This is a genomic window from Thalassospira sp. TSL5-1 (genome assembly GCF_001907695.1).
In the GTDB taxonomy this organism is placed as follows: Bacteria; Pseudomonadota; Alphaproteobacteria; order Rhodospirillales; family Thalassospiraceae; genus Thalassospira.
Genome location: NZ_KV880640.1, coordinates 262,157 through 282,907, shown reverse-complemented (window position 1 = coordinate 282,907; position 20,751 = coordinate 262,157). Strand labels below are relative to the sequence as shown.

At 55.3% G+C, this 20,751-nt stretch carries 18 protein-coding genes; 5 read left to right on the top strand and 13 right to left on the bottom strand.

The genetic code is table 11. The annotated features are described in order from the left end of the window. The first annotated feature begins 199 nt into the window (after positions 1-199). From hutG to LF95_RS19835, 4 genes are all read left to right on the top strand, one after another. Entirely contained in the window at positions 200-1,006 is an 807-nt protein-coding gene (gene hutG / locus LF95_RS19850) for an N-formylglutamate deformylase (RefSeq protein WP_073956924.1), read from the top strand. Positions 1,007-1,009: 3 nt separating this feature from the next. Next, a complete protein-coding gene (hutU, locus tag LF95_RS19845) occupies positions 1,010-2,683 on the top strand; it encodes a urocanate hydratase (RefSeq protein WP_073956923.1) in 1,674 nt (557 codons plus the stop codon). Between the two features lie 2 nt (positions 2,684-2,685). Next, complete coding sequence (locus LF95_RS19840) at positions 2,686-3,282, top strand: HutD/Ves family protein (RefSeq protein WP_215905711.1); 597 nt, start codon at positions 2,686-2,688, stop codon at positions 3,280-3,282. A 176-nt stretch (positions 3,283-3,458) separates the two neighbouring features. After that, positions 3,459-4,421 carry a nucleotidyltransferase family protein gene (locus LF95_RS19835; protein WP_252509839.1) on the top strand — a complete coding sequence of 321 codons (963 nt, stop codon included), beginning with the start codon at positions 3,459-3,461 and terminating at the stop codon, positions 4,419-4,421. A gap of 7 nt (positions 4,422-4,428) precedes the next feature. Here LF95_RS19835 and LF95_RS19830 read toward each other — a convergent pair whose 3' ends face one another. Next, a complete protein-coding gene (locus LF95_RS19830) occupies positions 4,429-5,163 on the bottom strand; it encodes an SDR family NAD(P)-dependent oxidoreductase (protein WP_073956921.1) in 735 nt (244 codons plus the stop codon). A 133-nt stretch (positions 5,164-5,296) separates the two neighbouring features. Here LF95_RS19830 and LF95_RS19825 point away from each other — a divergent pair, with 133 nt between their 5' ends. Further along, positions 5,297-6,241 (top strand): LysR family transcriptional regulator, encoded by a 945-nt coding sequence (locus LF95_RS19825; RefSeq protein WP_073956920.1) that lies wholly within the window; start codon positions 5,297-5,299, stop codon positions 6,239-6,241. A gap of 21 nt (positions 6,242-6,262) precedes the next feature. Here the strand turns inward: LF95_RS19825 and LF95_RS19820 are convergent, their stop codons facing one another. The 12 genes from LF95_RS19820 to LF95_RS19765 form a co-directional block, all read right to left on the bottom strand. Further along, positions 6,263-8,266, bottom strand: a complete 2,004-nt coding sequence (locus LF95_RS19820; RefSeq protein WP_073956919.1) for a sigma-54-dependent Fis family transcriptional regulator — start codon at positions 8,264-8,266, stop codon at positions 6,263-6,265. Positions 8,267-8,363: 97 nt separating this feature from the next. After that, positions 8,364-9,437 (bottom strand): 2,3-butanediol dehydrogenase, encoded by a 1,074-nt coding sequence (locus LF95_RS19815; protein ID WP_073956918.1) that lies wholly within the window; start codon positions 9,435-9,437, stop codon positions 8,364-8,366. Then, a complete protein-coding gene (locus LF95_RS19810; protein WP_073956917.1) occupies positions 9,434-9,802 on the bottom strand; it encodes a carboxymuconolactone decarboxylase family protein in 369 nt (122 codons plus the stop codon). Before LF95_RS19810 ends, LF95_RS19815 begins: the two co-directional genes overlap by 4 nt. Beyond that, on the bottom strand, positions 9,802-10,590 hold the full coding sequence (locus tag LF95_RS19805; protein WP_073956916.1) for an SDR family NAD(P)-dependent oxidoreductase: 789 nt from the start codon (positions 10,588-10,590) through the stop codon (positions 9,802-9,804). Before LF95_RS19805 ends, LF95_RS19810 begins: the two co-directional genes overlap by 1 nt. A gap of 92 nt (positions 10,591-10,682) precedes the next feature. Continuing rightward, a complete protein-coding gene (locus tag LF95_RS19800; RefSeq protein ID WP_073956915.1) occupies positions 10,683-11,795 on the bottom strand; it encodes an acetoin dehydrogenase dihydrolipoyllysine-residue acetyltransferase subunit in 1,113 nt (370 codons plus the stop codon). Positions 11,796-11,797: 2 nt separating this feature from the next. Beyond that, positions 11,798-12,805, bottom strand: coding sequence for an alpha-ketoacid dehydrogenase subunit beta (locus LF95_RS19795; RefSeq protein ID WP_073956914.1), 1,008 nt, complete (start codon positions 12,803-12,805; stop codon positions 11,798-11,800). Positions 12,806-12,885: 80 nt separating this feature from the next. After that, positions 12,886-13,863, bottom strand: coding sequence for a thiamine pyrophosphate-dependent dehydrogenase E1 component subunit alpha (locus LF95_RS19790; protein ID WP_073956913.1), 978 nt, complete (start codon positions 13,861-13,863; stop codon positions 12,886-12,888). Positions 13,864-13,888: 25 nt separating this feature from the next. After that, the gene (locus LF95_RS19785; protein WP_073956912.1) at positions 13,889-14,902 is read right to left on the bottom strand and encodes an ATP-NAD kinase family protein; all 1,014 of its coding nucleotides are present in this window, start codon (positions 14,900-14,902) and stop codon (positions 13,889-13,891) included. Positions 14,903-15,173: 271 nt separating this feature from the next. After that, positions 15,174-16,034, bottom strand: coding sequence for a tetratricopeptide repeat protein (locus tag LF95_RS19780; RefSeq protein ID WP_073956911.1), 861 nt, complete (start codon positions 16,032-16,034; stop codon positions 15,174-15,176). 42 nt (positions 16,035-16,076) lie between these two features. Beyond that, complete coding sequence (locus LF95_RS19775; protein WP_073956910.1) at positions 16,077-18,188, bottom strand: methyl-accepting chemotaxis protein; 2,112 nt, start codon at positions 18,186-18,188, stop codon at positions 16,077-16,079. Between the two features lie 373 nt (positions 18,189-18,561). Then, positions 18,562-20,316 (bottom strand): ABC transporter substrate-binding protein, encoded by a 1,755-nt coding sequence (locus LF95_RS19770; RefSeq protein WP_073956909.1) that lies wholly within the window; start codon positions 20,314-20,316, stop codon positions 18,562-18,564. A gap of 138 nt (positions 20,317-20,454) precedes the next feature. Beyond that, positions 20,455-20,727 (bottom strand): DUF2160 domain-containing protein, encoded by a 273-nt coding sequence (locus LF95_RS19765; RefSeq protein ID WP_073956908.1) that lies wholly within the window; start codon positions 20,725-20,727, stop codon positions 20,455-20,457. Positions 20,728-20,751 lie beyond the last annotated feature (24 nt).

Here is a 20,751-nt window from a genome sequence, read left to right as displayed (position 1 = left end):
CCATCGGCGTTCTGTTTGTCAGAACGGCAAGAAATATGTTGTGTTGCTTTTTATTATGTATATACATAAAAGCAACAAAGGAAAAGATACAATTCCAATCAGGTGATCGCAATTTTTTCAATCTGCGTCCGGGATGATAAAAAATCGTCTTGAAAACAGCAGGTTGCGAACATTCAAACGAGGCGGGAGATATTCCAGCATGCGTGTTTTTGACGTTGAACAGGGCTCATCGCCGGTGATTCTGGCCTTCCCGCATACGGGAACGGATGTCCCGGCCGATATGCGCGAAAAGCTGAATGACAATGGTAAAATCCTGGCCGATACCGACTGGCATATTCACAGGCTTTATGATGGCCTGCTGCCCGGTGTGACCACGGTGCGCGCCCTTTTTCATCGCTATGTGATTGATGCCAACCGCGACCCGTCGGGGCAAAGCCTGTATCCCGGGCAAAACACCACCGGGCTGGTGCCTGTAACGGATTTTGATGGCAAACCGATCTGGCGAGAGGGGCAGGAACCTGATGAAAATGAGGTTTCGCGCCGCCAGCAACAGTTTCACGCGCCCTATCATGCCGCCTTAAAGGCGGAAATTGACCGGGTTAAGGCCCTTCATGGCGTTGCCGTGCTTTATGATTGCCATTCGATCCGGTCACATATTCCGTTCCTGTTTGATGGCAAATTGCCGGATTTCAATATCGGTACAGATAGCGGCACCACCTGTGACCCGCGTATCGAACAGGCTGTGGTAACTGTGTGCGAAAATGCCGCCGGGTTTACATCGGTTTTGAATGGCCGTTTTCGTGGCGGCTGGACCACCCGGCATTATGCCAACCCGGCACAAAATATACACACTGTGCAAATGGAACTGGCGCAATCCACTCATCTTGCCCGCGAAGAACCGCCTTTTGAATATGACGAGACTGTCGCAGCACCATTGCGCGCGCACCTTAAAGACATTTTGCAGAACATCGAAAAGATCGCCTTTGATCTAGCCAAGGGAAACTGAACCATGAGCAATCCGCGCCATAATATTCGTGAGATCATCGCACCAACCGGCACCGAAATTTCGGCCAAATCCTGGCTGACCGAAGCCCCGCTGCGCATGTTGATGAACAATTTGCACCCCGATGTTGCCGAAAACCCGCATGAATTGGTGGTTTATGGTGGCATTGGCCGCGCTGCGCGCACCTGGCAGGATTTTGACCGCATCGTTGCGTCGTTAAAATCGCTGGAAGAAGACGAAACGCTGCTGGTGCAGTCTGGCAAGCCGGTGGGGATTTTCCGGACCCACAAGGATGCGCCGCGTGTTCTGATTGCCAACTCCAATCTGGTGCCGCATTGGGCGAACTGGGACCATTTCAACGAACTCGATAAAAAGGGTTTGATGATGTATGGGCAGATGACGGCCGGTTCATGGATTTACATTGGCAGCCAGGGCATCGTACAGGGCACCTATGAAACCTTTGTCGAGGTTGGCCGCCAGCATTATGACGGCAACCTGAAAGGCAAATGGGTTTTGACCGCTGGCCTGGGTGGCATGGGTGGCGCGCAGCCGCTGGCGGCTGTCATGGCCGGGGCCTGTTGTTTGGCGATTGAATGCAACCCGGACAGCATCGATTTCCGCCTGCGCACCGGCTATGTCGATGCCAAAACCGACAGCCTTGACGAAGCCCTGGACATGATTGACCGCTGGACCAAGGCGGGCGAAGCAAAATCGGTCGGGCTATTGGGCAATGCCGCCGAAATTGTGCCCGAGCTGGTGCGCCGTGGCGTAAAACCGGACCTCGTGACCGACCAGACATCGGCCCACGACCCGGTAAATGGCTACCTTCCTAAAGGCTGGAGCATGGGCGAATGGAAGGCCAAACGCGAAAGCGACCCGAAAGCAGTTGCAAAGGCCGCCCGTGCCTCCATGCGCGAACATGTCGAGGCGATGCTGGCCTTCCACGAACAGGGCATTCCGACCATCGATTATGGCAACAATATCCGCCAGATGGCCAAGGAAGAAGGGCTGGAGAACGCCTTTGATTTCCCCGGTTTTGTTCCGGCCTGCATTCGTCCGCTGTTCTGCCGGGGTGTTGGTCCGTTCCGCTGGGCGGCGCTGTCGGGCGACCCGGAGGACATTTATAAAACCGATGCCAAGGTAAAGGAAATCCTGCCCGATAACCATCATCTGCATAACTGGCTGGATATGGCGCGTGAACGCATTTCCTTCCAGGGCTTGCCCGCCCGTATTTGCTGGGTTGGTTTGGGTGACCGTCACCGCCTGGCCCTTGCCTTTAATGAAATGGTTGCATCGGGTGAACTGAAAGCCCCGATTGTAATTGGCCGTGACCATCTTGACAGTGGTTCGGTTGCATCGCCCAACCGCGAAACCGAAGCGATGCAGGATGGATCTGACGCGGTTTCGGATTGGCCGCTTCTGAACGCCCTTCTGAATACCGCTTCGGGGGCAACCTGGGTAAGCCTGCATCACGGGGGTGGCGTTGGCATGGGCTTTTCGCAGCATGCGGGCATGGTAATTTGTGCCGATGGTAGCGAAGACGCCGCCCGTCGCCTGGAACGTGTTTTGTGGAACGACCCGGCAACGGGCGTGATGCGCCATGCCGATGCGGGCTATGACATTGCCATTGATTGCGCCCGCGAACATGGCCTGCGTTTGCCCGGTATTCTGGGTAACTGATCATGACTGCGCCTTCGGCCATCCGCATTTTGCGGGCAAGTGACTATCGCCGAATGCCTTGGAAAAACGGTGGCGGGGAAACGGTGGAAATCGCCGTTTACCCCGCCAATGCCGGGCTGGATGATTTTGCCTGGCGCATCAGCATGGCAAAGGTTGCCAGTGATGGCCCGTTTTCCAGCTTTCCCGGTATTGATCGCACCCTTTCCATTCTGGAAGGGGCGGGGATGACGCTTGTGATTGGCGATCAGGCCCCTGTCACACTAACGCACGATACGCCGCCTTATCCGTTTGCGGCCGATATACCAACATCGGCAATGCTGGTGGACGGGCCCATCACGGATTTGAATGTGATGACCCGGCGAAATCGCAGCACACATCGCGTGACCCGGCATGTCGTGAATGGTACTCAAATCCTCACAACATCGGAAAAAACGGTTACGTTCATACTGGTGCAGGATGCGGTCGAAATCGTTGTGGGCGATGGTGAAACCCATCAATTGCAACCCCTTGATGCCATGATATGTGACCCTTCAGCCGCTGATTTCACCCTGAAAACAGACAAGTCCACAACGGTTTACGAAATCGTGTTAACGGCGTAAACATTGTGTCGGGTTGATAGTCCTTGAAATACTGCACATAAAATAATTTGTGCAGTATTTTTAGTTTCTGTTACCATACTGCACATGAAATAATTTGTGCAGTATGGCGGGTTATGGCCGGAAATTACCGAAATCTCAGTGCAACAGCGGTTGCGACATATACGGATTTGCTTCGTTTGCTAAAGGACGAACAAGTTTTGGAGGTGCGTGGCACGCCTGAACTGCGCGTTTTGAACGGGCGCGAATACTGGTATGACCGTTACCGTTTGGGGACCGATACCATTGCCCGTTTCATTGGTCCGAATAATGATGATATTCGCCAACGCATTGAACGGATTAACGCCATCCGGGCGGAGCAGAAAGAACGGCAAAAACAGTGTGGCCGCCTGATGCGGATTTTGCGGGCCGAAGGTCTGTTGCCGGTGGATCGTGGCACGGGCAGTTTGCTCGCCGCAATGGCGCGGGTGGGGGTGTTTCGTCTCGGCGGTGTGCTGGTCGGCACAAATGCCTTTCGTCTGTATGAAGGCGAATTGGGCATTCGCCTGACAACCGACGACCTGGCCCAGACGATGGATGTCGATATCGCCAGTTTCGAGCGGTTGTCCGTCGCGATTGATGATCAGGTCGATGAAAATTTGGCCGATGTTTTTGCCGATCTGAAATTTGAAGCCATTCCCTCGCAGGAGGGACGGACATTCTGGCGCTGGAAACAAAAACAGGATGGCTCCTTGGTCGAGTTTTTAAGCCCGTCCTTTGATGAACAGGAAAGGGTTAAAAACCTTCCCGCCCTTGGCGTGAGTGCGCTGTCCCTGCATCATTTGAATTATCTGATCGCCGATCCCATTAAATCGGCGGTTTTGTATCGCAATGGCCTGTTGGTGAATGTGCCGCGACCGGAACGCTTTGCCATTCACAAACTGATCGTCGCTGACCGCCGCCGTGGTAGCGATGTCGCCCTTAAACAGCGCAAAGACCAGCAACAGGCCGCCCTGCTGATCGATGTTTTGGCACAGGACCGTCCCTATGACCTTAAGGAAGCATTAGAGGACGCCCGGGACCGTGGCCCCAAATGGCGCAACCGGATTGAGAACACCCTTGGGAGAATGCCGGTAACGGCAGAGATTTTGGCGGGGTTGTGAACCCGGTTCACCAGGGCACGGTGCGTCCCTGATAATCCAGATATTCCAGCCCCGGTTTGCCGTGTTTTTCCAACAGGACGTTGACGAGGCTGGGGATGCTTTCCTCGATTGAAAGGCGGCCTTCCGGGCCCCCAAGATCGGTGCGGACCCAACCCGGTGCCATTGTCACCAGCGCGCGCGATGTGTTGGTGGTGGTGGCTTCACGCGCGGCAAAGCTGCGCATAAACATGTTAAGAGCGGCCTTTGTCCCCCGATAAAGCTCGCGCAGGCCGGTTTCATTATTGCTGATGCTGCCTTGACCCGATGACATAACGCCGATGGTGCCCGTTGATGTGACCCGGGTTTTTAGCGTCTCAATTACGCGCATCGGGCCAAGCGCGTTGGTAATCATAAGGTCGGTGAAGTCTTCGGTTGAAACTTCACCAATTGTCTGGCCGGGGTCGGGGTTGGTTGTGCCTGCATTCACAAACAGAATATCGAATTCCCGGCCGGTTAACCGTTGGTGCAACGCATCAAGCTGATCGGTTTTGCAGATATCGAGAATTTCAATTTCCACCCGATCTGGATAGTCCAATTGCAAATCATGAAGCAAGGTGTGACCGCTGCCAGCGCGGACTGTGCCAACAACGTTCCAGCCTTTTTTCAGAAACTCTGCCGCCATTGCATGTCCAAGGCCGCGTGACGCACCAATGAGAAGGATTGTCGGGGTGGGGAGGCTGGATTGGGGTTGTGTTTGAGACATTCGTTATCGTCCTTTCCGGGGTTACGATAACGTCAATATAAATTAATGCCTAATAGGCGCCAGACGCTGCAAATGCACAATATAGTTGCATCAAACGCTATGTCGCAGCGCATAAACAGGATAGGCTTTGGGCATGAAGAATGTGGATGTTGATTTGAATCTTCTTGTCGCGCTGGATGTATTGCTGGTTGAAGGCAGTGTAACGGCGGCGGCACAGCGCCTTGGCCTGAGTATTTCCGCCATGAGCCGCACGCTTGCGCGGTTACGGGCGGCAACCGGTGATCCGTTGCTGGTGCGGGCGGGGCGCGGCATGGTACCAACCCCGCGCGCCGAGGAATTGCGCGATCATGTTCACAATCTGGCGCGTGATGTCCAGGCCGTGCTGCAACCACAGCCAAAAACACTCGACGTCGGCGCCCTTGAGCGTACCTTTACCATTCGGGTTAGCGAAGCCTTCATGGCGTGTCTTGCGGGGCCGGTTGTGGCTGCAGTAAGCACAGCCGCGCCTGGCATATGCCTGCGTTTTGCCCCAAAGCCTGACAAAAACGCCGGGCCGTTGCGCGACGGCATGATTGACCTTGAAATAGGGGTGATCGGCACCACCGCGCCCGAAATTCGCACCCGCCTGTTATTTTGTGATCATTTGATCGGGATTGCGCGCGCGAAGCACCCTTTATTGTCGGGGGATACTCCCGTCAGTCCCGATACCTTTGCCGCCTGTCACCATATTGCGGTGTCAAAGGATGGCAACGTCGCGCAACCCGTTGATGCGGTCCTGAATGGCTTGGGGCTTGCGCGAAACATTCGGGTTATTGTTCCCGGTTTTCCCGATGCCATACGAATTGCGCGACACTCGGAACTGGTGGCCCTTGTTCCACATTCCTGTCTTGGCAGCCTGTTGCAGGCCGATGATCGCGAAATTTCCGGCCTGATGATGTTTGACGTGCCGGTTTTACTACCGGAAATCAGAATATCGGCAATGTGGCACCCGCGACAGGAGGCCGACCCCGCCCATAAATGGTTGCGCGATACCGTGATTGGCGTGTGCCGAGCGGCTTATCCGCCACGGCAGCCATAAACCGCTGCGCATGACGTCGGGCTAAAGGCGGTTCACATCGGAAAACCTGTTTTGTTTGATCAAATGGCCCAGCCCCAACCGTTGCAAACGGCGATAAATGGTGCTGCGATTGACATTCGCCCGCCGGGCCACCGCCGAAATATTGCCATCACAGGCCATGATCAGGGTGCGTAGCCTCGCGGCTTCGTTTTGATCACTTGCCGGGGGTGAATGAGATGCAGGATGGTTGCCATTTGCCGCAAGGAGTGACAGCGGCTTTGCTGGTTGGGTTTGCCTGGTATCGGTAATTTCGGGCGGTAAATCATCCGGGGTGACGACCGCACCATCACACAGGGCGGCACATAGCGCGCATAAATTGACAATTTCGCGCACATTCCCGGGCCAGTCATGGGCAAGTAACAGGGTCATGGCCTCGGTTGAGAAGGTGGGTGCGCCCTCGGTCTTGCGGGCAATATGTTCGATCAGCCATTGCACATCCGCCCGGTTGCGAACGGCGGGAATATCCAGCGTTAGCCCGTTTAAGCGGTAATAAAGATCCTGACGGAATTCGCCCCTGGCAACAAGTTGGGGCAAGTCGCGGTGAGAGGCGGAAATGACCCGAATATCCACCGGTTCCGCCCGGCTGCCGCCCACTGGCATCACTTCACGTTCCGACAAAACGCGCAACAGCCGGGCCTGCATGGCCAGCGGCATATCGCCAATTTCGTCCAAAAACAGGGTGCCGCCATGTGCCTCGCGGATCAGGCCTTTTTTGCCTTTGCCATTGGCCCCGGTAAAGGCATTGGCGGTATAGCCAAACAATTCGCTTTCAATCAGGCTTTCGGGCAGGGCAGCGCAGTTAATGGCGATAAATGGCCCGCGGCGCTGGCTGGCCTTGTGCATGGCATGGGCAATGAATTCTTTGCCGGTGCCGGTTTCACCGCGCAAAATGATGCTGATTTGCCGGTCGACCAGTTTGGCGGCCTGTTCGGCCAGTTTTTGCAGGGCGGGATCACCGCCGTGAATATTTTGCAACGGTAGCGGCAGGGCGTTGATGACCCGTCTTTTGATCGCCGCAACCGGCGGCACGGCCCGGGCAAAGGTAAATTCGCCACTTTGCAACTCAATCATGCCATCACCATTGCCGCGTGAACGCGACAGTTTCGGCAGGTCCTCGGGGTCATAGGCAAAAAGGTCGGAAAAAGTCCGGCCAATCAATTGTCCGGTGATGGTCGCACCGTTTTGAATGTTACGGGATTGATCGGGCAGAGAGCGGGCCAATAGTTTATGCGCATTATGGGTCATGCCGCGAATGCGCCCGTCGGTGCCAATGGCAATGGCCGCCATCGGGTCCACATCGAGAAACTCCGCCGTGGGATGAAGCCGCAAAATCCAGTCCTGCCGATGGGTTTGTACCAGATTTGCCATTTCAATCCGCCGCACACAGGATTTCATGACTTCCAGTGTCAGCGCCTGGCTCATTTTATCCTGCGGGGCTTGCAGGTGTGACAGGTCCAAAACCCCGATCAGGCCGCCCTTTGTGTCGTGAATGGGCACTGCCGTGCAGGAAAGTGGGGTAAGCGCCATATCGAAATGATCGGTGCGGTGAACAATAATTTCGCGTCCGGTCATCAGGCAGGCCCCAACCCCATTGGTGCCCACATGGCTTTCGTGCCATTCAGACCCGGCAATCAGCCCGGCGTGGCGCAATTCCCGGTCTAGGTCTTGATCACCGATGGTGTCGATGGCAACACCCTGTGCATTGGTCAAAAGCAGGATATAGCCCATCGCATTGACCCGTCGATAGAGATCCTCCATCCCGTAGCGAGCCATGCACAGCAATTCTTCCGATGCCTGGCGATGATGGCGCAATTCCTGCTGGGTCAATATCCGCGCGCCTTCATAGCGGGTCGGGTCCAACTGGTGTTCATATAAACAGCGTCGCCAGGAAGCCTGCACATCCTCGTCACGTTGGGGGCTTTTTTGCCCTTCTGCCACGCGCATGATTTCGAGGGTATGGGGCTGATTATTATTTAGCCTTCCCATTGTTTCCTCCCATAATATGGGGCGGTCAAAATACCATCTTTGACCGCCCCATAGCAAAGGTCTTATCTGTGTTGACTTTATGGCGCCGACAAAACCGTCAGGCTTTCAGGTCAATCAGAATTTTAAGCTCCGACCCGGCCGGGTCGAGCAGGGCGTCAAACCCGTCTTTGACAGCCTGGTCCAGCTTGATTTTTTTGGTCACAACGCGGGATGCCGGCACGGCACCTGAAGAAATAAGGTCAATCGTGCGCGGCCAGCTATGGGTCGGGTAACACCATGACCCGCGAATTTCGGCATCCTTGAAAGTCAGTTGGAAGAAATCAAGGCTGCCCTTGCCCGGATGCAAGCCGGTCTGAACAATCACGCCCTGTTTGCGAATGGCATCAAGGCAGGCTTGCAGGGCATGTTCATTGCCAACACATTCGAGTGCGATGTCACAGCCCACACCGTCCTGGCTGTGGGCGCGCACCACATCGCCAACATTATCCTGTTTGGGGTTGATGGTAATCACACCCGGTACAATCTTGCGGGCGAGTTCAAGGCGGGTTTCATTAAGGTCCGAAACAAACAGCTTGGTCGCACCAAACGCCCGGGCGCAAAGCAATGCCAGCATGCCAATGGGGCCAGCGCCCGTAACCAGCACACTGTCACCGGCCGTGATGCCCGCGCGGTCGCAGGCATAAACACATACTGCTGTTGGTTCGACAAGGGCGGCTTCTTCGTCACTCATGCTATCGGGGATTTTCTCGACATTATAGTCGTTTAACAGCGCCATTTCCGACATGCCGCCGGAAATCCAGCTTAACCCGACCAGGGCCAGGCTGCCCGAAAGGTTAAACAAACCCCGGTCGGCAAAATGCTCGTCACTGCGCGGCATGATCAGCGGCTGCACCGAAACACGATCGCCAAGGGCAACCTTCGTCACACCTTCGCCCACCGCAATAACTTCGCCGCCAAATTCATGGCCCAGCACCTGTGGGGATGTTGCACCGGTAAAAGGGTGCGCATCGGATGGCACAAAAATGGGACCACTCACATATTCATGCAGGTCGGTGCCGCAGATCCCCACATAACGGTTGCGGATCACCACCTGGCCGGGGCCGGGTGCGGGCGGTTGGTCGATATTTTCAATCCGCAGGTCTTTTGCGGCGTGAAACCGTAGGGCTTTCATGCGGGTTCTCCGTTTTGCAGGGCATCAAAAATGGTTAGGGCCTTGGCCGCATAAACCGTGCCGGGTCCGCCGGCCATTTCAATGCTGACAGCCAGGCTTTCAACAAGCTGTTGGCGGCTGGCACCGTGTTTAAGGGCTTCGTTAATGTGAAACAGGATGCAGTCTTCGCATCCTTTCGCGACGGCAATGGCAACCGCCATCAATTCCTTGATCGCGGGTGACATTTCGCCTTTGTTGTTGGCAGCCTGCATCACCCCGCGAAAGGCGGTCATGGTGGTTTTGTCGGCGGCAAAAAGGCTCATGGCGCGGCTGTTAATGGCGTTCAGTTTGTCCTGCACGCTGGTATTGTCCGGGTTCTCGCTCATCAAACCAGCACCATCCCGCCATCAATCATCAGGCTTTGCCCGGTCATGTAATCGGAGCCAGACGAGGCAAGGAAAATACTGACCCCCACCATGTCATCGGCGCGCGAGGGCCGACCCATTAAAATATCTGCCGAAAAACCGTCAAAGGCTTCGTTGTCGCGTTCGGTCAGGCCTTCATCGACAAAGCCCTTGTCGATCAGCTTCCACATATCGGTGGCAACCACGCCAGGGCAGATGGCATTGACGTTGATTTTATGTTTGCCAAAGGCGCGGGCCGCCGCCTGGGTCAGGGCGACCACGGCAAATTTGCTGGCGGAATAATGGGCCAGCGGTTCGTAACCCTGTTTTCCGGCAATCGAGGCGGTATTGATAATTTTGCCCCCCTTACCCTGGGCGATAAAATGCTTGGCTGCTTCCTGGGTGCCAATCAAAACACCCATCGCATTCACATCCATCACTCGGTGCCAGTCTTCTTCGGTGATGTCGTTGAATTTTTTTACATGCGCAATGCCGGCATTGTTAAACATCGCATCCAGTTTGCCGTTCTTTTCAACGGTTTTGGCAATCAGTTCGGTGACACTCTGGCGGTTCGTCACATCCACCGTCATGCCAGTGGCTTTGCCCCCGGCTGCGGTAATGTCTTCGGCGGTTTTGGTGGCGGTATCGGCATTGATGTCGGCGACAATCACATGGGCACCCGCCCTGGCAAGGCCGGTGGCAATGGATTGGCCGATGCCCTGTCCTGCACCGGTGATGATGATGGAACGGTCTTTTACAGAATTACTCATTTCGTTTCCTCCCGCATGATGGGGTGAACCAGGCCGCCATAAGGGCGGGGCGGCCTGGTATGTTTTTGTTTTGGGATGTTTTTTGTGCCGGGTTAACCAAGCGACGCGGCGATTATTTTATTGACCTCGCCCGCATGCTCCATTTGCACCATATGACCGGCACTGCCCAGCACATGGGGTTTGACATCCGGCAGGTTTTCGGCATGGCTGGCGGGGATGATGGCATCATTCTCGCCCCAGATCACCGTGATTGGCATGTCAAGGGTGGCAAGCTTATCGGCAATGATGCGGGCCTGTTTGCCATCCTTGAACGCCGTGGTGGAAAGTTGCGTCAGGAAGTCCTGTACACCATCCAGGCGTTTATATTTCAAAAGGTCCTGCACCATCGCGCGCGATACCAGGCTTTGATTATGGAACAGGTGAGTCAGCACCGGTTTCAAATCCTTGCGCCCGGTCGCGGTGACAAAGCCATCAATGTAATCCTTGTTGATGTCCTCGCCCAAACCGGCACTGCATATCAGCGTTAGCGATGCTACCCGATCTGAATGATCAAGGGCGGTTGACCCGGCCACCAGACCGCCCATCGAATGGCCGACCAGATGGGCACGCCTGATGTCGCAGTGATCCATGAAATCCAGCAGTGTTTGGGTAAAGATGCCTGGATCACCTGGATCAACCGATTTGACCGATTGACCGTGACCGGGCAAATCCAGTGCGTAAACCGGGGCATGTTCGGCCAGCGCATCAATATTAAACAGCCAGTTATCCAGATCCCCGCCAAAGCCGTGAATCAGGATAATCGGTGTTTGATCGGCATTGGCACCAGTTTGTTCGGCATAGCGGATTTTGCCAATTGGCAGTTCTATAACGTGATAGGCCGGACCGGTATCCTCGTCTTCTTCGTTACTCACCGGTGTTTCATAGGCACTGACATAGGCCTCAATATCCGCGTCTGAAACAGATGACGGTGCCATCACCGCCAATAAGGCCCGGACGGGATAAACCTCGCCTGCTGTCCCTACAATCCGGCGCACGGTGCCGCCATCGGCGGCTTCGACGACATTGGTAATTTTGTCGGTTTCGACATCCATGATTTCATCGCCGACCTTCACCTCGTCACCTTCCTTGATGTGCCAGTCGGTCAGTTTGCCTTCCTGCATCGAAAGGCCCCATTTGGGCATCAGGATCGGGGTAATTTCGGTCATGCTTAACCCTCCATTGTTTTTCTGGCGGCGTCAGCAATGCTTTGTGCTGACGGGATGTAGATGTCTTCTAACGAGGGGGAGAACGGCACAGGCGAATGCGGGGCTGTTACCATCTGGATTGGGGCCTTCAGGTCATCAAACCCGTCCTGTGCGACATTGGCGGAAATGTCTGCTGCAATCGAACAGCGCGGGTTTGCTTCATCCACACACACCAGCCGCCCGGTCATTTCGACACTTTCCAGCACACTATCCATATCGATGGGCGAGAGGGTTCTAAGGTCGATGATTTCGGCCTCGATCCCGTCCTTTTTCAGCATGTCTGCCGCCTGTTCGGCCCGCTGCACCATTTGCCCATAGGTCACAATGGTGACATCGCCGCCTTCACGCACAATGTTGGCTTCGCCAAAGGGGATGGTATAGGGCTCTTCGGGCACGTCACAGGTGCTGGCATAAAGGTTTTTATGTTCCAGAAAGATCACCGGGTCATTATCGCGAATGGCCTGGATTAGCAGGCCCTTGGTGTCATAGGCGTTGGACGGGCAAACAACCTTTAACCCCGGAATATGGGTGAAAAGCGGGGTCAGCATCTGGCTATGCTGGGCAGCGGCGCGAAAACCCGCGCCGCACATGGCACGAATAACCACCGGCGTTTGCGCCTTGCCGCCAAACATATAGCGGAACTTGGCCGCCTGGTTAAAAACCTGATCCAGGCACACGCCGATAAAATCGACGAACATCAGTTCCGCAACCGGGCGCAGGCCCGCTGTTGCCGCGCCAATGGCCGCCCCGACATAGGCACTTTCCGAAAGCGGGGTATCGAGCATTTGTTTGGGGTGTTTGTGATACAGCCCCTTTGAAACCCCCAGCACACCGCCCCATGCGTCGTCCTCGCCGGGCGCGCCCGATCCGCCAATAATATCTTCGCCCATCATGATCACGGTGGGGTCGCGGCTCATTTCCTGATCCAGGGCTTCGTTAACCGCGTCTTTCATGCTGATGATCCGTGCCATTTTGCACTCCTGTTTTTTCTGTTTTCGCTGGCCGTTTCGGGCCGCTTTTGGTCGTTTCCTCGGGCAGTGTGTGCCCTGGCTCAGTTCACATAGACGTCGGTTGTCAAATTCGTGGCCCCCGGTTCTGGGGCGGCAATGGCAAGTTCGACGGCTTCGTCAATCAACTGGCCGACCTCATCATCAATGGCATCCAGCTCGGCGGCTGTGATGACACCGGCATCGACGACTTTGGCGCGAAACAGTTTCAGGCAGTCATTATTTTCACGGTTATGTTCGTTTTCGCCGGGTGCCTTATAGGTTTGGGCATCCCCCTCGAAATGGCCGAAAAAGCGCACGGTTTTGCATTCGAGCAGGGTGGGGCCAGCCCCTTCGCGCGCACGTTTGATGATTTCGCCTGCCGCCTCAAACACGGCAAAAAAATCAATGCCATCCACGGTAATACCTGGCATGCCAAACCCGGCAGCGCGGTCCACATAGCTGTCGGATGCGGTTGCGTAATCGACCGATGTGGCCTCGGCATAGCCATTGTTTTCGACAACAAAAATGGCTGGAAGGTTCCAGATGGCGGCCAAATTCATGCTTTCCAGTACCGTGCCCTGGTTGGCGGCTCCATCGCCAAAAAAGGTGATGCCAATGCCGTCATGGCCCAGTTTTTGTGCGGCAAGCGCGGCCCCGCAGGCCAGCGGGGCACCGGCCCCCAAAATGCCATTGGCGCCCATCATGCCCAGGCTAAGATCGGCGATGTGCATGGAGCCGCCTTTGCCACCGCAACAGCCGGTGGCCTTGCCGTAAATTTCGGCCATCATCGCCTTGACATCAACGCCCTTGGCAATGCAATGGCCGTGCCCGCGATGGGTAGAGGCAATGCGGTCGCGGTCATGCAGGTGCATCATGATGCCAACGGCCGTGGCTTCTTCACCGGCATAAAGGTGGACAAAGCCGGGGATTTCGCCACGGGCAAAATCCACATGCAAACGTTCCTCGAAATCGCGGATCGTTTTCATTTTGCGATAGGCATCCAACAGCCGTTCTTTGGGCAACGGGAATGGACTGGACATGAGGAAAACCTCCCTGTGTTTGTTGTCAGTTTCTGGTTTGGATAAATAGTCCGGTGCGGGCTGCAAAACGCATGCAGGCGGGCACATCGATGGTGCGAAAGGCATTGGCAACCAGCCGCACCGAAATCTCGTCATCCTGATCAAAGGTGACTTCGCGTTCCCCGTCAAAGGCCAGTGTTCCTGAAGGAATGGACGGGGTATGAATGCTCTCTGGTGTCATCGGGGTGATGGATTGGATACCGACTTTTTCCATCAGCCCCGGTGCAATCGGGGCGTTTAAAACCTGGTTGGCATCGGGGGATAAAACGATATGGCGGCCTTCGGGATCAAAGCGATCAACGGGATCGGTCAGCCCGACGATAGACGACATGCCAATGGCACCGGGCAGGCCAAAAGTGACAAACAAATCGCGAAAACTTTGCGTTTTCCAAATTGCGCGTGCGCCCACAAAACGATCATCGACGACCGCCATGTCCACCAGAGCAATATGCCGGTCACCATTGACCGAAATTTCCAGCCATTTGTTGTGCATGTAGGCCTGATCGGCCGGAACCTTACCCGTGGCGGCCAGGCCCACGGCAAGGCCGGTAATGGTGGGTTCGCGTAAATCGGGGAAGGCATTGTTGGTGCCGGTTGAAACGCCAGCAATCGGTATATCGGCGCAGGCCTGCAACACAACACGATGGGTGCCATCGCCGCCCAAAACGATAATGGCGGCAACGTCCTGTTCGGCCATGATGGTGGCCGCACGCGCACTGTCGGTCGCCGTCATGGTGACGGGCATGTCGATATAGGAAACGCGCGGGAACCCGTGATGGCCCATTTTGCGTTCGCGTTCGATGCTGCGCATCAGATGAAACCGGATGCCGCTATTTTCCGGCATCATTACGACATCTTCGACCCCGGTTGCCCCAAGGGCAGCCAGCATGCGCAATACAATATTGGCACGGTCATTGATGGGCAGGTTGCCCGCATGGGATATGACCCGTCGAATGTCCCGGGCCGAGACAGGATTGGCAATTATGCCTATTTTTTTCATGGTTTCCTCAAACTTTCCTCCCTGAGGTAAGACCATGAATTGCAACTGTTATGCCAAACAGTAATTGTTTATTTTCAATAACTTAAAATTTCCACCTGTTGCATCAAATGCAACAGGTGTTGCGCGATGGCTGCTGCAATACCCATCATGTGCAACAGGTGTTGTGTTGCATGAAGGCATAAAAAAGCCATCGCTCCGACAGGTTGTAACCCGCCAGGTGCGATGGCATTGTGATAATGACAGTCATGAAATCGGGAAGATGCAGGAATGGTTATTCCTGTGACTGCACCACACAGGGTCGCCAGGGGTGCCACGGTTTGTAATCGGCGAAAAATGATTTCAGGAATTGATCAACTTTTTCCCGGTTATCGGCACGGGCGGCGGGTTCCATATCGGCATCAAGACGAGCGCAGTTTTTGGCAATGGCATTGCCGATTTCCTTCCAGTCCACATTTGCCTCATGGCCGGGCAGGCCGGATGCCACTGCGCACCAGCCCATTGCCTGTGCTCTGTCGTCCGACTTTTCATAATCCTTGGCCAGATACGCCGCTGCGTGGGTTTCGCCATGTTGTGCGGCTTTGCGCAACCAGTCTTCACGTTCCTGCCGGTTTTGGGCGAAATTTGTCGCGATCATGGTTGCTGCTCTGGGATCACCGGCGGCCCAGGCATTTTCAAGCTGTTCGCGGGCTTCATCCTTGCGGTCATTTTGCAAATGGTTAATGGCCAGCCACATTAATGCCTGCGCATTTCCCTGTCGGGCGGCACTTTCATACAGAACCTTTATATCGTGAAGGGGCCCTTGGGTGGCTTCCAATCGGCGCGCTTGCAAAATCGCGGCGTCGGCATTGCCGCCCTGTGCGGCATGATCCAGCATTTCCCATCCGGCATCCTGATTGGCAGCGATCCCGGCACCGTTGATCATTTGACAGGATAAAAGATATTGTGCGGTTGCATCGCTATCTTGTGCCAAGGGCTTAAAAATGCCGGCCGATTTATCGAAATCTCCCTTCTGATAGGCCGTAATGCCCTCATCAAGAGCCGGTGCTGCAAGGGCAAGGCCGGACGAATAGAGCATCATGCCACAACCGGCAGCAATGTTCCGAAGCGATATGAAAGGCAAGGAGCGGGGCATGGGTTTTCCTGTGCAGTTTTAAGAAAGCAGGTGCAGCCGGTTCTAGTTGCCAGGGGCAGGGGGCGAAGATGCCGCCTCATCGGAACGAATGGAACCGAGAAATTCCCGCACCCGGCCCGAAAGATCGTCGGAATGATGGCGCAGGCGGGTGGTGGCCTGTTGCAGGCCGTCCATTGCGGCCAGATTATCGGTTGCCGAACTGCTGACCTGGTTAATGGTGTGGTTCATTTCGCGGGCTGCGAGCGCGGACTGCTCGACATTCGAGGCAATTTCGGCAACAAATTCCTGTTGTTCTTCCACCGCGCGCGACATTTCCTCAACCGTTTCATGAATGGCGGAAATGCTGCTGCCAATTTTGGCAATTGCCTCAACCGCAATACCGGTGGTGGACTGAATATCGTTAATTCGCCGGGCGATGCGGTCGGTTGCGGTGCCGGTTTGATTGGCAAGGTTTTTCACCTCGCTGGCGACCACGGCAAATCCCTTGCCGGCATCGCCTGCACGGGCGGCCTCGATGGTGGCATTCAGCGCCAGCAGGTTGGTTTGCGCCGCCACATCCTGAATCAGGCTCAGAATTTCGCCAATTTCACTGGCACCAGTTTCAAGCTCGCGCATGGTGGTGTTGGTTTCCGTTGCAATATCCACCGCGTTTTCCGCCGCACCCAGCGATTTTTGCGCCCGTTCTCCTGTTTCGCGCACACGTTCCGAAAGCGATTGTGCCGCTTGGGACACCGACGCCATATTGATGGAAATTTCTTCCGACGCACTGGCAACATCGGCCGCACTGCCAGAGGCCACTTCGGCCTGGTCACGCACATTGTGCGATGTTTGGGCGATGTCTTCGGCCTCGTGAGAAACCTGACCCGCCACTGTCGAGATCGACGCCTCGAACGCATCGGCAAGGGATAGCATGGCCGCGCGTTTTTCTTCTTCGCCTGCGGCCCGTTCGCGTGCCACCTGCTGTTCGGCCTGGCGAGCCGACAGGGCCGTTGCGCGAAACTGGCGCAAAATTCCTGCCATCACGCCAATTTCATCGCGGCCATTGTCGCGCACTTCGGTGTCAAGATTGCCATTTGCCACTTCGCGCAGCCCGGCAATCACGCGCAGCAACCGTTTGATCAGGTTGCCACGCACGTAAAACACCAAAATCAGCAGGGAAATAACCAGCACACTGGTACCAATAATCGCAATAAGCTGCTGGTCGCGCGCAACTTTTGCCAGGGTGGTTTCCGCCTTGGCGCTAATTTCGGTGCGTTTGTCCGATACCAGTTGCGCAATGGCGGAACTTAGCTGTTCTGCGCTGGCAAGCGTGTCATTCAGGGTTTGCTGCGTTTTGGCCTGGTTATCCCATTCCGTTTCGCGCAGAGTGAAGACGCCATCATCCCCCTTGCCAAAACCAAGAAGGGCCTGGGCCAGGTCGCGGATTTTGCTGCCGTCATTATTATCGGGCAGTTTTGCCAGGGCATCGGTGATGCGCAATTCTGCCCAGTTCCATTTATTGCGGACCTCGTCCATCGCATCGCCTTCGGGCACAGCAATGGCAGCGGTTAACATGCCAAAGGCAAGGTTGATATTGGCGCGAATTTCAGCCAGCAATTGTGAAAAGGCAATAACGTCTTTCAGGCCTGCAGCGGCATCGTTGTTGCCATTGGCAACCCGGCTGATGCCACGCGATACATCAATGTCGGTGACTTCGATCAGCGGGCTTAGATAATCCGACAGGTCGGCATAGGCGTAAACCATGTCCAGCGTCATGTCGCCGCGCTGTTTTTGCAACGCAAGGCGGGCTTCGGTAAGCTGTTGCAGGGTTTCGCGACGGGCAACAATTTCGTTTAAGCGGTCGGAAAGGGCGGTTAACGAGGCATCGTTATTGCCATTGGCGATAATATCGTTCAGGCGGCCCCGCGCACTCTCGATCAGGCTATCAAGCCGTTCTTCGGTTGCCAGTAATTCTTTGTTATTGCGCGATGCCGCCAGAACCGGGGCCTGGGCGGCAAGCCCGGTGCCATCCATCGCCAGTTCCATTTGACCAATAATGGAGGGCAGGCTTTTGCTGGCAATTTCGTCCACCAGCTGGCGGGTATTGCCAAAGGAAATCCATGATACCCCAAATGAAACGCCAGCCAGGACCAGGATAATGGCAAAAGAGGCCATTAAGCGCCCCTGAATACCAATGGTTAAACGGGGTGGTACGGTGCCATTTGACCGACCTTGCTTGTGAGGCTTGGATTGTGCAGGCGAAATGCCTGCTGTTGCGCCTTTTGGACGGTGACCGGATTGTTGGAATTTCATGGTTTTCCTCCCTGTCGGGGGCCTCGCAGGAAAGGCTGTTTGCCGACAGTCCCTGATATTTCAGAGGTATGGATTTATCCGGTTTTCCGGACTTCAAATGTTTAAGGAACAGATCAAAGATATTAAGGCTGTCTTTGCAGACATTTAACGTTGTCAAAGGCTGGAATTTCAGAGAACTGCGGAAGATGACGGTAAATCCGCCATCTCCCGCGTCCAATAGTGATTGGGCTGCGCCTTAGTTTGCGCGGCCTTCACGCCATGCCTGGATCAGATCGTCATATTTGACGGTCTCGCCTTGCGGCTTTTCATTGGCAAGTTTCGGTTTCGGTGCACCGGGCTGGTCAAACCAGTATTGTGCGTCACGCTCTTCGTTCAGTTTCGGGGCACAATCGCCACCGATACCGGCACGACCCAGACGTTCCATCACACGGTCCATCGAGTTGGCAAGGTTGTCCATTGCTTCCTGCGGGGTCCTTTCGCCGGTTACGGCTTCGGCCACGTTCTGCCACCAAAGCTGTGCCAGTTTCGGATAGTCAGGCACGTTGGTACCGGTCGGGGACCAGGCAACACGCGCCGGGCTACGATAGAATTCAACCAGACCACCCCATTTCGGGGCGATGTCGGTCATGGCCTGGGTGTCCAGGTCAGACTGACGGATCGGGGTCAGGCCGGTCAGGGTCTTTTTCAGCGAAACCGATTTGGAGGTTACGAACTGGGCATAAAGCCAGGCTGCCTTGCGACGTTCCAGCGGGGTGGACTTCATCAGCGTCCAGGACCCCACATCCTGATAGCCCAGTTTCATGCCTTCTTCCCAGTAAGGACCATGCGGCGACGGGGCCATGCGCCATTTTGGCATGCCGTCTTCATCCACAACCGGCAGGCCCGGCTTGGTCATGTCTGCGGTAAAGGCGGTGTACCAGAAAATCTGCTGGGCAATATTACCCTGTGCCGGAACCGGGCCAGCTTCACCAAAGGTCATACCGGCGGCTTCTGGCGGAGCGTATGCCTTGAGCCAATCGATATATTTGGTTAGGGCATAAACCGATGCCGGGCTGTTGGTGGCACCCCCACGGGTCACATTGGCACCCACCGGTGCACAACCTTCAACGCGGATACCCCATTCATCCACCGGAAGACCGTTCGGCAGGCCCTTGTCGCCTTCGCCAGCCATCGACAGCCATGCGTCGGTGAAACGCCAGCCAAGGGACGGGTCTTTTTTGCCGTAATCCATATGGCCGTAGACCTTTTTACCGTCGATTTCCTTTACGTCATTGGTAAAGAATTCGGCGATGTCCTGATAGGCTGACCAGTTAACCGGCACACCCAGATCGTAGCCGTATTTGTCCTTGAACTGCTTTTGCAGGTCAGCACGCTGGAACCAGTCATACCGGAACCAGTAAAGGTTGGCGAACTGCTGGTCGGGAAGCTGATAAAGCTTGCCATCCGGGCCGGTGGTAAAGGAAAGACCAATAAAGTCCTTCAGATCCAGGGTTGGCGAGGTAACGTCCTTGCCTTCGCCATCCATGAAATCGCTGAGCGGCACAACCGCGTTATAGCGGAAATGGGTGCCGATCAGGTCGGAATCATTGATATAGGCGTCATAAATATTGCGGCCAGACTGCATCTGGGTCTGCAATTTCTCAATAACGTCGCCTTCGCCGATCAAATCGTGGGTCAGTTTGATCCCGGTGATTTCCGAGAACGCCTTTGCCAGCGTTTTGGATTCATATTCATGCGTGGTCAGGGTTTCTGACACCACATTGATTTCCATGCCGCGAAACGGTTCGGCTGCCTTGATCAGCCATTCCATTTCTTTCATCTGGTCTTCTTTGCTCAGGCTCGATGGCTGAAATTCGCTATCGACCCATTTCTTTGCCGCGTCAGTATACTGGTCGGCCATTGCCGGATTGGCAAGAATTGCCAGCCCGAGTGCAACCGCAACAGCACTGCCCTTGATAACGGCAGAGGAGCCTTTGGCTTTAACGATCATCTCGTTCCTCCCTGTTGGTCTTCCGTTAACTTGCCAGTTTGAATTCCGGCATACCGTAACGGGGGAAGACCGGTGCCCGTTGCGGCGAAATTGGAAATCGGCAGGGATGTTGTAGGACACATCTCGACCGTAAAACTGTTAACCCCAGCGCATCACAATAAGCAGCCACACAACCGCAATGGCCGATGCGATATAAATGCTGGCATCCGTGAATGCCAACCAGGCGAGGTGAATATAGGCCGCCCCCAAAAGGCTGATGAAAAGGCGATCCCCGCGTGTTGTCACCAGCGGCAGGAAGCCCCGCCGGGGAATGGTGGGCGATGCCGCCTGCCACAGCCCCATGATGAGCAGCATCAGCGCGACGCAGCCAAAAAAGATTGCCGTAACCGGTGTCCAGGCCATCCATGACATTGTTCGTAATCCTTCTTCTTCCGG